Below are 11,437 nucleotides of genomic sequence, written 5' to 3' on the forward strand. Positions count from 1 at the left end.
TTTGCGGGTACCGCACGTTGTTACCTCCCTCACACTTTCACGTCCACAGCGCTTTTATCCATATCACCGCCCTGATACTGCAACGCATATATTCCTTTGCCAGCAAATAATTCTCTCCATACCGTAACCCGGAGAGCAGTCTATGGATAACGCTAAACTGTCAGTAAAAGAAAAGATCGGCTATGGGATGGGCGATGCAGGTTGCAACATCATCTTTGGCGCCATCATGCTGTTTGTTAACTATTTTTATACCGATATTTTTGGTCTGGCACCTGCGCTGGTGGGCGTACTGCTGCTCTCTGTGCGCGTGATTGACGCCGTAACGGACCCGATCATGGGCGCCATTGCCGACCGTACCCGCAGCAAATATGGCCGGTTTCGTCCATGGCTGCTGTGGATTGCCTTCCCCTACGCGCTGTTCAGCATCCTGATGTTTACCACGCCTGACTGGAGCTATAACAGCAAAGTTATCTATGCGTTTGTCACCTATTTCCTGCTGTCGCTGACCTACACGGCTATCAACATTCCCTACTGCTCGCTGGGCGGGGTGATTACCAACGATCCCAAAGAGCGCGTCGCCTGCCAGTCATATCGCTTCGTGCTGGTCGGTATTGCCACGCTGCTGCTGTCGCTGACGCTGCTGCCGATGGCCGACTGGTTCGGGGGAGATGACAAAGCCAAAGGCTACCAGATGGCGATGACCGTGCTGGCGCTGATTGGAACCTGTATGTTTCTGTTCTGCTTCGCCACCGTGCGCGAGCGCGTGCGCCCGGCGGTTCAGACCAATGACCAGCTGAAAAACGACCTGAAAGACGTGTGGAAGAACGACCAGTGGGTGCGCATTCTGCTCCTGACCCTGTGCAACGTCTGCCCCGGCTTTATCCGCATGGCGGCCACCATGTATTACATGACATGGGTGATGGGCCAGAGCACCCACTTCGCGACCCTGTTTATCAGCCTGGGCGTGGTGGGCATGATGCTCGGCAGCATGCTGGCGAAAGTGCTGACCGACCGCTGGTGTAAGCTGAAGGTTTTCTTCTGGACCAACATCGTGCTGGCGATCTTCTCAACCGCCTTTTACTTCTTCGACCCGAAGGCCACCGTCACCATTGTGGTGCTCTACTTCCTGCTGAACATTCTGCACCAAATTCCGTCTCCGCTGCACTGGTCACTGATGGCCGACGTGGATGACTACGGCGAGTGGAAAACCGGGAAACGCATCACCGGGATCAGCTTCTCCGGCAACATTTTCTTCCTGAAGCTGGGGCTGGCGATTGCCGGTGCAATGGTCGGCTTCCTGCTCTCCTGGTACGGCTACGACGCCGGGGCAAAAGCGCAAAGCGCAGACGCCATCAACGGCATTGTCCTGCTGTTTACCGTCATCCCGGGCGTTGGGTATCTCATTACCGCGGGCGTGGTGCGTCTGCTGAAGGTTGACCGTGAGACGATGAAGCGGATTCAGGAAGACCTGGAGAAGCGTCGCATTAACTATCGCGAGCTGAACGAGTATCAGGAACTCAGCGCCGCTGAGACAAAATAAGGAAAGCCGAATGCAAACCTGGCCAAACCCGTTTATTGAACAACGCGCCGATCCGTATATTTTGCACCACGAGGGGCAATACTATTTTATCGCCTCCGTGCCGCAGTACGACAGGCTCGAAATTCGCCGCGCGGACTCCCTGGAAGGGCTACGCAGCGCAGAAGAGGTGGTGGTCTGGCGAAAACCCGAGACCGGCCCGATGAGCCAGCTTATCTGGGCGCCGGAGCTGCATCATATCGACGGCAAGTGGTATATCTATTTTGCGGCCACGCACACGCAGGCGCTTGATAAGCTTGGGATGTTCCAGCACCGCATGTTCGCGCTGGAATGTAACGATCGCGATCCGCTCAGCGGAACCTGGATCGAAAAAGGGCAAATAAAAACGCCTTTCGACACCTTCGCCCTGGACGCCACCACCTTTGTTCATCAGGGGAAACGCTGGTACCTGTGGGCGCAAAAAGCGCCAGATATCGCCGGAAACTCCAACCTGTATCTGTGTGAAATGGAGAACCCGTGGACGCTGAAGGGCGAGCCGGTCATGCTCAGTCAACCTGAATATGACTGGGAGTGCCGCGGCTTCCGAGTCAACGAAGGCCCGGCGGTGCTGGTCCACGGTGATAAGCTGTTCATCAGCTATTCTGCCAGCGCCACCGATGAAAACTACTGCATGGGGCTGCTGTGGATAGACATCAACGCCGATCCGCAAAACCCGGCGAACTGGCAAAAATCTCCGCGCCCGGTGTTCGCTACCAGCTATGAAAACCGCCAGTATGGGCCGGGCCATAACAGCTTCACAAAGACGCCAGAAGGGGAAGATGTGCTGGTGTATCACGCGCGTAATTACACCGAAATCGAGGGCGACCCGCTTTACGATCCGAACCGTCATACCCGCCTGAAGCTTGTCCTCTGGAACGAAAGCGGGATGCCTGATTTCGGCATCCCGCCTGCGGATACGCTTTAACCGCTGCGGCGCGCTGGCTTACACCAGCGTGCCGTAAATCGTCAGCAGCGCCACCACAACCACCACGACAAACGAGGTCTTCTTCGCCATGGAGACGGCGGATTTCGGCGTTTCAATCTTGTCGGTATGCGGCTCGCGCGCCAGAGAGAACTGCGCCAGACGCGTTAGCACCTGGTACTGCGAGGTATGGCGGTCAGCAAGAGAAGCGAACCATGCGGGCAGCGCTTTTTCACCGTGACCAATTAACGCATACACCACGCCCACCAGACGAACCGGAAGCCAGTCGAGCACGTGCAGGATGGCATCAATCCCGGACAGCAAGCGTTCATGCGGCGTCAGATAACGGGCAAGCCAGGTTTGCCAGGCGCGAAGAAAAGCATACCCCATCAGCAAGACCGGCCCCCACGGCCCTCCCACCACAAACCAGAACAGCGGTGCAAGGTAGTAACGGAAGTTAATCCACAGCAGCGCGTTTTGCAGCTCGCGCAGGAACTCGCGCTCATCGCAATCCGGCGGCACGCCGTGAATCATCGTTAGTTCACTGGCCATGGCACCGCGCGCGTGGGCATCGTCACGGGAAGCGGCTTTAAGATAAGCGTGATAGTGCAAACGCACCTTCCCCGCGCCAATGCAAAGGACACCGAGCAGGATCCACACCACCAGCAGCGGCACGTTGAAAAACAGACCGTACAGCGCGCGCAGCAGCAGGAATGTAATGACCATCACTCCAGCCATCATCAGCAGCGTACGCAGCATAGAAAAGTGCTTAATTCGGCGGAAAATCACCTCCAGCCGGTGATCCAGATGCCAGTGCTCGCCGAGTTTGAACAGGCGTTCAGCGATGATAACCAGCAGCATGGTAAACAACGTCATGTGATCTCCTTATTTGACGCAGCGGCAAGCATAGTACGAAACCGCCCCCAGTCGAATGCCGGACCGGGATCGGTTTTTCTCACCGGAGCAATATCGCTGTGTCCCGTGATATTTTCTGCCATCGCGGGGTACAGGCCGATCAGCGTTTGGGTTACCGCTACCAGCTGTTGGTACTGAGCATCGGTATAGGGTGTGGTATCAGTGCCTTCCAGTTCAATCCCGACGGAGAAATCATTACAGCGTTCGCGTCCTTGATACAGTGAGGCTCCCGCATGCCAGGCGCGCTTATCAAAAGGAACGTACTGAACGATCTCGCCATCACGACGGATCAGACAGTGTGCCGACACGCGCAGATGCGCAATCTCAGCGAAGAAAGGATGAGCATCGGGATCAATCGTTCCCGTGAATAACGCATCAATCCACGGACCGCCAAACTCACCCGGCGGGAGACTAATATTATGAACAACCAGCAGTGTGGGCTTTTCATCCTCCGGGCGGCAATCGTGGTGCGGCGAGGGCACGTGCCGCGCATCCACCAGCCATCCGTTTTCTAACAACATGCTGGAACTCCTTATGTATGGTGCTGTTACTCGGTTCAGAGTAGCATGTTTCAATATTATGATTCGTTACCAATTTGGAGTTTTATCATGCCGCCTCGCCGCTACAACCCCGACCACCGACGTGAAGCGCTTCTGGAACGTATTAACATGGATATCCCGGCAAGCGTCGCCCATGCTTTGAAAGAAGACCTGGGCGGTGACGTTAACGCCGAAAAGGATATTACCGCACAATTATTGCCAAAAGAGTCACGCTCTCACGCGGTGATTATCACCCGTGAAGATGGCGTTTTTTGCGGCAAGCGTTGGGTTGAAGAGGTCTTTACCCAGCTGGCGGGTGACGATGTGCAGATCGTCTGGCACGTTGAAGACGGCGATGCGATTACGGCGAACCAGCCGCTGTTTGAACTAGACGGCCCGTCCCGCGTGCTGCTTACCGGTGAACGAACCGCGCTCAACTTCGTCCAGACCTTGTCCGGGGTGGCAAGTGAGGTGCGCCGCTACGTTGACCTGCTGGCCGGCACTCGTACCCAGCTGCTGGACACCCGCAAAACGCTGCCGGGCCTGCGTACGGCGCTGAAATACGCGGTACTTTGCGGCGGTGGCGCAAACCATCGCCTGGGATTATCCGACGCCTTCCTGATTAAAGAGAACCACATTATTGCTTCCGGCTCCGTGCGTCAGGCGGTTGAGAAAGCCTTCTGGCTGCACCCGGATGTGCCCGTTGAGGTGGAAGTCGAAAGCCTGGAAGAGCTGGAGCAGGCCATTAAGGCCGGGGCCGATATCATCATGCTCGATAACTTCGAAACGGAGCAGATGCGCGAGGCGGTTAAACTGACCAACGGCCAGGCACAGCTCGAAGTGTCCGGGAACGTCACCTTCGATACGATCCGTGAATTCGCCGAAACGGGCGTGGATTACATTTCCGTCGGGGCGCTGACCAAACACGTTCGCGCTCTCGACCTCTCGATGCGTTTTAAGTAGTGATTCCTCCCCTCTCCGCCCGGAGAGGGGAAATGCAGCCCCGCTCGCAACGCCGTTGTTCTTCCCTGCAACGCTGAATGAATCTTCTGAAGCCCACTTCTCGTTCCCATTTTTGCCCCTCGTTTCTGCCCTTTCGCGCTGACAGAGTAGCGCCACTTAACGTAAGGAGCAGATATGGACAGACAACACGGATTCACTCTCATTGAGCTGATGGTGGTCATTGGCATTATTGCGATTCTGAGCGCCATCGGCGTACCCGCCTATCAGAACTACCTGCGCAAAGCGGCGCTGACCGATATGTTGCAAACGTTCGTGCCGTATCGTACGGCCATTGAGCTGTGCGCGCTGGATCGCGGCGGCGTGACAAGCTGTGACGGTGGCAGTAACGGCATCCCCTCCCCAACGACAACGCGTTATATCTCGGGAATGAGCGTGACGCAGGGCGTCGTATCATTAACGGGCCAGGAGAGTCTTAACGGGCTGGAGGTGGTTATGACACCCCAATGGAGCAGCGGCAACGGGATGACGGGCTGGAAACGCAGCTGCAATATCAGTAACGGCGGCGAGCTCAAACAGGCCTGCGAAGACGTTTTCCGCTTCGACAATAACTGAGGAGCGGCAAATGAATACCGATCGGCTTATGGCACTTTGTCTGCGCCATCATGCCCTGCTGCTCACCAGCGACAGTGACATGATAAGCATCGCCGTCGTGGGCAACCCCGCGCCTGAACTCATGGAGGCCCTGCGTTTCGCGACTCAGAAACGGATTGATATCGAGTGCTGGAGCGCTGAACGCATGGAAAAACACCGGCAGCTCAGGTCGCAATCGCATCTGCCCGCTGTTTCGCAAACTCACTCCACGGTGGATATGCTCAACCACACGCTGCAGCAGGCAATAAACCAGCGCGCATCCGACATTCATATCGAACCGATGGAGCATGCGTGCCAGATCCGTTTGCGCATCGACGGCGTGCTCTGCCCGCAACCTCCCCTTTCCGCCTCACTGGCAAGTCAGTTCAGCGCGCGCTTAAAGGTGCTGGGTAACCTGGATATTGCTGAACGCCGTTTACCTCAGGACGGCCAGTTTACGATTGAGCTGGCAAACGAGCCGGTCTCCTTTCGGATTGCCACGCTTCCCTGCAGCGGTGGCGAGAAAATAGTGCTGCGTCTTCTTCATCAGGTTCAGCAGGCGCTTGAACCGAAAGCGCTCGGGATGAGCGCTGAACAGCTGGCCTGTTTTAATGAGGTACTCCATCAGCCGCAGGGGCTAATTCTGGTTACCGGCCCGACCGGCAGCGGCAAAACCGTGACGCTGTACAGCGCGCTGCAGGCGCGTAACACCCCTGAGGTCAACATTTGCAGCGTGGAGGATCCGATTGAGATCCCCCTTGCGGGATTAAACCAGACGCAGATTAATCCCCGGGCGGGTTTAACATTCCAGAGCGTGCTGAGGGCGCTGCTGCGCCAGGATCCGGACATCATTATGGTCGGCGAAATTCGCGACGGTGAAACGGCCGGAATTGCCATTAACGCCGCTCAGACCGGGCATCTTGTGTTGTCGACGCTGCACACCAACTCGACAACGGAAGCCCTGACTCGCCTGGAACAGATGGGCGTGGCGCGCTGGATGATATCTTCCGCACTCTCGATGGTGATAGCCCAGCGGCTGGTCCGGCGTCTGTGTCCACACTGTCGCCGGGAAGCCAGCGAGCACGCTCAGTTACCTCGCTCCGTATGGCGCAGGCCGCTTCCACGCTGGCAGCCCACCGGCTGCGAACGTTGCTATCACGGGTTTTATGGCCGGGTTGCCATTTTTGAAGTGCTCGCGATCGACAACGCTCTTCGGCAGGCCATTGCCAGCGGGGCGGGAACAGAAGTGATAGAGGCGAGCGCCCGGCAGGGGGGAATGGTTTCTCTTTTCGAGCACGGCTGCCTGGCCGTTGAACAAGGGCTGACCACAATTGAAGAGCTGCTTCGCGTTCTGGGCATGCCCGATGGCAGCTAATCAGCTCTGGCGCTGGCGAGCGCTCACCCAGGAAGGTGAACCCAGAAACGGGACACTCTGGGCTACAGACCGCAATGCGGCATTCGTCAGGTTGATGCGTAACGATCTTCATCCTCTGACGCTGACCCGATGCGCGCAGCGACACCGCTGGCGGCCACATGACTGCTATGAGATGTTTCGCCAGCTCGCCACGCTTCTGCAGGCTGGGCTGACATTATCTCACAGCCTGCAAATGCTGGCAGACCAGCATCCGTTAAAACCGTGGCAGGCGCTGCTGCAAAGCATTGCCGATGAGCTCAGTGAAGGATGTTCCTTTTCTGAGTCGCTAAAAAAGTGGCCAGCGGTTTTTAACCCGCTGCATGTCTCGATGGTGAAGACCGGTGAGCTTACGGGAAAGCTGGAGGAGTGCTGTCGCCATCTCGCTCAGCAACAAAAAGCGCAGCAGCAGCTCAGTGCGAAAGTAAAAAAGGCGCTGCGCTACCCGGCGATCGTTCTGACGCTGGCCGTACTCGTCGTGCTGGCGATGGTCACCCTGGTCTTACCCGAGTTTGCCGCGATCTACAAAACGTTTAACGCTCCGCTCCCCTGGTTAACACAAAAGGTCATGGATATGGCGGCGTTTATGCAGTCATATGGCCTCGCGTTGTTCGCCGTGTTATTGGTGCCCTGCGCTGCCGCCTGGGCGCTGCGAGAGAATCCCCGCTGGCAGCGCATCCTGCTGCATACGCCGGTGATGGGGTCGCTGGCAAAAGGCCAAAAACTGGGACAAATTTTTACCGTGCTGTCGCTCACGCAGCAGGCGGGTATCGCCTTTTTACAGGGACTGGAAAGTGCAGAGGAAACCGTTGAAAGTCGCTACTGGCAGGAAATACTCCGCAGCGTTCGGGAGGAGATTGAAAAAGGCGTCCCCGTCTGGTCATCCTTTCAGAAAGCGACAATCTTTACTCCGCTGTGTATCCAGCTTTTACGCACCGGCGAAATGTCAGGCGCGCTGGACGTTATGCTGGCAAACCTTGCCCGGCATCACACGGAACAAACTCTTCAACGGGCAGATAACCTGGCGGCACTTCTGGAGCCAGTACTTCTGATTGTGACAGGGGTCATCATCGGCACGCTGGTCGTGGCAATGTATTTGCCGATTTTCCATCTGGGGGATGCGATGAGCGCGGGATAGTGCTGAAACAGTAATGAAGGGCTGGCGCACGAGCATGCGCCAGCGAAAGCCATTACAGGCTGTTGAATACGCGGTTTTCCTGTTCCTGAACGCGAATAAACGTCGTGCGCTTCGTGAGCTCTTTCAGGCGGGATGCACCCACGTAGGTGCAGGCGGAGCGCAAGCCACCGAGGATATCGCGCGCGGTGTTTTCGACCGGACCGCGCAGGGGCAGCTTGACGGTTTTGCCTTCTGCGGCACGGTATTTTGCCACGCCACCGACGTGACGGGTCATTGCAGATTCAGAGCTCATTCCGTAGAACAGCATAAATTTCTCGCCGTTCTCTTCAACTACGGTACCACCGCTCTCTTCGTGACCTGCCAGCATGCCGCCGAGCATCACGAAGTCCGCGCCGCCGCCGAAGGCCTTGGCGACATCACCCGGCATGGTGCAACCGCCGTCGCTGATAATCTGTCCACCCAGTCCGTGCGCCGCATCGGCACATTCAATGACCGCGGAGAGTTGCGGATAACCGACGCCGGTTTTGACGCGCGTGGTGCACACGGAACCTGGGCCAATGCCGACCTTCACGATATCTGCACCGGAAAGGATCAGCTCTTCACACATTTCACCGGTCACCACGTTACCCGCGATGATGGTTTTCGTCGGCCAGGCCTCACGCGCCTTGCTGACGAACTGCACGAAGTGTTCGGAGTAACCGTTCGCCACATCAATACAGACGAAGTTGAGTGCCGGGTTAGCATTCAGGATCTGTTTGGTCTTCTCGAAGTCTGCATCGGAGGTACCGGTGGAGACCATCACATGCTTCACCACATCAGCAGAGGCGGACGCAACAAACGCATTCCACTCTTCAGGACTGTAATGTTTGTGCACGGCGGTGAGAATATCGAACTGTGCCAGGGAGGTTGCCATCTCAAAGGTTCCCACAGTATCCATGTTGGCAGCGATGATCGGCACGCCAGACCAGGTCTGACCGGAATGCTTAAAGGTGAATTGACGTTCGAGTTCAACGTCTGAGCGACTTTTCAGTGTAGAGCGTTTAGGGCGGATGAGAACGTCTTTGAAACCTAACTTCAGATCTTCTTCGATACGCATGTGCGGATTCCTGGGGTTAGAGGCAAATATGTTAAAAGCACAACTCCAGTGACGTTATCATACGCACTAATACCTGCTCCGCAAGACTGCGAAATTCTCTTTTTTTACGCTACAATCCTATAAATTTACCTGGTAAAAAGCCGGTAAACAGGGTCAAACAGTTGCTGGCGCACTTAAGAGTTTTAATCAACTGATTTTAATAATGAATAATTCCCAGGATTTGATTTAATGGGGTATATCGTTGCATTAACCGGCGGCATCGGTAGTGGTAAAAGTACCGTTGCGGACGCGTTCTCTCGTCTGGGCATCACGATTATTGATGCCGATATCATTGCCCGTCAGGTGGTAGAACCTGATACACCCGCGCTAAAAGCCATCGAAGCTCATTTTGGTCAGTCCATCATCAATGCGGATGGCACGCTTAATCGCCGCCAGCTTCGTGAGCGCATTTTTGCTGATTCTGCGGAAAAACACTGGCTTAATGCCCTGCTCCACCCCATTATCCACCAGGAAACTCAGCGTCAGATTGCCGCAGCCCGTTCACCCTATGTACTGTGGGTGGTTCCGTTGCTGGTGGAAAATCAGCTACAGAAGAAGGCTGACAGGGTGCTAGTGATTGATGTCTCTCCCGAAACGCAAATCCAGCGAACCATGACGCGCGATCGCGTCTCGCGTGAGCATGCTGAACAAATTCTTGCCGCTCAGGCCACGCGCGCTCAGCGCCTTGCCGTTGCGGATGATGTCATTGATAATAACGGCGCACCAGATGCCATAGCATCGGATGTTGCCCGTCTGCACGCGCAGTATCTGACGTTCGCCGCGCAGGCCGTTGCACAGGAAAAACCATAATGTCGACACACATCCTTTTTGAGCATCCGCTCAACGAAAAAATGCGTACCTGGCTGCGCATCGAATTCCTTATTCAACAGCTTTCACAACATCTGCCCGTTAACGATCATGCTACAGCGCTGCACTTCTTCCGCAACGTAGGCGATCTGCTGGATGTGATTGAACGCGGCGATGTCCGCACGGAATTGCTCAAAGAACTGGAGCGCCAGCAGCGTAAGCTGCAGGCATGGACTGAAGTTCCGGGGGTAGACGTAAGCCGCATCGACTCCCTTCGCCAGCAGCTTAAAAACAGCAGCAGCATTCTGATGGCCGCGCCGCGCGTAGGGCAGTTTTTGCGTGAAGACCGCCTGATTGGCCTGGTGCGCCAGCGCCTGAGCATTCCTGGCGGCTGCTGTAGCTTCGACCTGCCGACGCTGCATGTATGGCTACATATGCCGCAGGCCCAGCGCGATGCGCAGGTGAACAGCTGGCTGGCAAGCCTGGAGCCAATGCACCAGACGCTGTCGCTGATACTGGACTTGATCCGTAACTCAGCCCCGTTCCGCAAGCAAACCAGCCTGAATGGCTTCTACCAGGACAACGGTGATGATGCCGATCTTCTGCGACTCAATTTATCGCTTGGCGAACAGCTTTACCCACAGATTTCCGGGCATAAGAGTCGTTTTGCGATTCGCTTTATGCCGCTGGACAGTGAAAATGGCACCGTGCCGGAACGTCTCGATTTTGAACTGGCCTGTTGTTAAGGAGTGCCGATGTCTGATGTCACCACCGTAAACTGCCCAACCTGTGGCAAAACCGTTGTCTGGGGCGAAGTAAGTCCGTTCCGCCCATTCTGCTGTAAACGCTGTCAGCTCATTGACCTGGGCGAATGGGCGGCGGAAGAGAAACGCATTCCAAGCGAAGGCGATCTCTCGGATAGCGATGACTGGAGTGAGAGCCAGCAGTAATCTGTAAAGCCTGCTGGCGCTTCGCTTAGCAGGCCTACGGTTGTGCGACTAATCTCAGGATTACAGGCTCATTAGCTGGCGGGAATTTTTCGGCATCGCTTGCCTGAAGTTCAACCCAGTTACCCGGTTGTCCCTCTTTTCCCCAGGGCTCGCCTTCCCAGTTTTCCACCAGCCAGAACCACAGCGTGATATGCCTGTCCGGAAACTGGTATTCGAGCTTATCAAACAGCGTTGCACCAAGCGGGGTAATTCCCACCTCTTCCTGAAGTTCACGAACCAGCGCCTCTTCCGGCGTTTCACCTGACTCGATCTTTCCGCCAGGAAACTCCCATTTGTTCGCCATATGGGCGTCGGCGGCGCGCTGGGTAATAAAGATTTGGTTTTGCGGGTTGCGAATAATCCCGACGGCAATTTGCAGTATTTTCATATTGTCACGTCCATAAAAAAGGCG

Annotated in this window: 13 protein-coding genes; 9 read left to right on the forward strand and 4 right to left on the reverse strand. The window is 55.9% G+C overall.

Features of this window, described 5'->3' with window-relative positions; genetic code table 11:
* Positions 1-142 precede the first annotated feature (142 nt).
* Both AC3WOK_RS13920 and AC3WOK_RS13925 read left to right on the forward strand, forming a co-directional pair.
* Positions 143-1,540, forward strand: a complete 1,398-nt coding sequence (locus AC3WOK_RS13920; RefSeq protein WP_492354685.1) for a glycoside-pentoside-hexuronide (GPH):cation symporter — start codon at positions 143-145, stop codon at positions 1,538-1,540.
* A 10-nt stretch (positions 1,541-1,550) separates the two neighbouring features.
* Positions 1,551-2,501, forward strand: a complete 951-nt coding sequence (locus AC3WOK_RS13925) for a glycoside hydrolase family 43 protein (protein WP_492354686.1) — start codon at positions 1,551-1,553, stop codon at positions 2,499-2,501.
* Between the two features lie 18 nt (positions 2,502-2,519).
* Here the strand turns inward: AC3WOK_RS13925 and ampE are convergent, their stop codons facing one another.
* Together ampE and ampD are read right to left on the reverse strand one after the other, a co-directional pair.
* The gene (gene ampE, locus AC3WOK_RS13930; protein WP_492354687.1) at positions 2,520-3,374 is read right to left on the reverse strand and encodes a beta-lactamase regulator AmpE; all 855 of its coding nucleotides are present in this window, start codon (positions 3,372-3,374) and stop codon (positions 2,520-2,522) included.
* Positions 3,371-3,934 carry a 1,6-anhydro-N-acetylmuramyl-L-alanine amidase AmpD gene (ampD, locus tag AC3WOK_RS13935; protein WP_059310641.1) on the reverse strand — a complete coding sequence of 188 codons (564 nt, stop codon included), beginning with the start codon at positions 3,932-3,934 and terminating at the stop codon, positions 3,371-3,373. Before ampD ends, ampE begins: the two co-directional genes overlap by 4 nt.
* 87 nt (positions 3,935-4,021) lie before the next feature.
* Between ampD and nadC the strand changes: the two genes are divergently transcribed.
* The 4 genes from nadC to hofC all read left to right on the forward strand — a co-directional run bounded on the left by nadC (position 4,022) and on the right by hofC (position 8,094).
* Positions 4,022-4,915 carry a carboxylating nicotinate-nucleotide diphosphorylase gene (gene nadC / locus AC3WOK_RS13940; protein ID WP_063430922.1) on the forward strand — a complete coding sequence of 298 codons (894 nt, stop codon included), beginning with the start codon at positions 4,022-4,024 and terminating at the stop codon, positions 4,913-4,915.
* A gap of 174 nt (positions 4,916-5,089) precedes the next feature.
* Entirely contained in the window at positions 5,090-5,527 is a 438-nt protein-coding gene (gene ppdD / locus AC3WOK_RS13945; protein ID WP_063430920.1) for a prepilin peptidase-dependent pilin, read from the forward strand.
* Between the two features lie 10 nt (positions 5,528-5,537).
* A complete protein-coding gene (gene gspE / locus AC3WOK_RS13950; protein WP_492354688.1) occupies positions 5,538-6,920 on the forward strand; it encodes a type II secretion system protein GspE in 1,383 nt (460 codons plus the stop codon).
* Entirely contained in the window at positions 6,910-8,094 is a 1,185-nt protein-coding gene (gene hofC / locus AC3WOK_RS13955; protein ID WP_492354689.1) for a protein transport protein HofC, read from the forward strand. Before gspE ends, hofC begins: the two co-directional genes overlap by 11 nt.
* 52 nt (positions 8,095-8,146) lie before the next feature.
* On the opposite strand, the gene AC3WOK_RS13960 is transcribed toward hofC, so the two are convergent.
* Positions 8,147-9,190 carry a GMP reductase gene (locus tag AC3WOK_RS13960; protein WP_047346358.1) on the reverse strand — a complete coding sequence of 348 codons (1,044 nt, stop codon included), beginning with the start codon at positions 9,188-9,190 and terminating at the stop codon, positions 8,147-8,149.
* A 228-nt stretch (positions 9,191-9,418) separates the two neighbouring features.
* Here AC3WOK_RS13960 and coaE point away from each other — a divergent pair, with 228 nt between their 5' ends.
* From coaE to yacG, 3 genes are read left to right on the forward strand one after another with little or no spacing between them, the layout of a single operon-like run.
* The gene (coaE, locus tag AC3WOK_RS13965; protein WP_063430915.1) at positions 9,419-10,039 is read left to right on the forward strand and encodes a dephospho-CoA kinase; all 621 of its coding nucleotides are present in this window, start codon (positions 9,419-9,421) and stop codon (positions 10,037-10,039) included.
* Positions 10,039-10,782 carry a cell division protein ZapD gene (gene zapD / locus AC3WOK_RS13970; RefSeq protein WP_063957480.1) on the forward strand — a complete coding sequence of 248 codons (744 nt, stop codon included), beginning with the start codon at positions 10,039-10,041 and terminating at the stop codon, positions 10,780-10,782. The genes coaE and zapD overlap by 1 nt, the downstream gene beginning before the upstream one ends.
* Positions 10,783-10,791: 9 nt before the next feature.
* On the forward strand, positions 10,792-10,986 hold the full coding sequence (gene yacG / locus AC3WOK_RS13975; protein ID WP_028015516.1) for a DNA gyrase inhibitor YacG: 195 nt from the start codon (positions 10,792-10,794) through the stop codon (positions 10,984-10,986).
* A gap of 34 nt (positions 10,987-11,020) precedes the next feature.
* Here the strand turns inward: yacG and mutT are convergent, their stop codons facing one another.
* Positions 11,021-11,413 (reverse strand): 8-oxo-dGTP diphosphatase MutT, encoded by a 393-nt coding sequence (gene mutT / locus AC3WOK_RS13980; protein WP_023310403.1) that lies wholly within the window; start codon positions 11,411-11,413, stop codon positions 11,021-11,023.
* Positions 11,414-11,437 lie beyond the last annotated feature (24 nt).

This window comes from Enterobacter sp. FW301-JW81 (genome assembly GCF_058788735.1).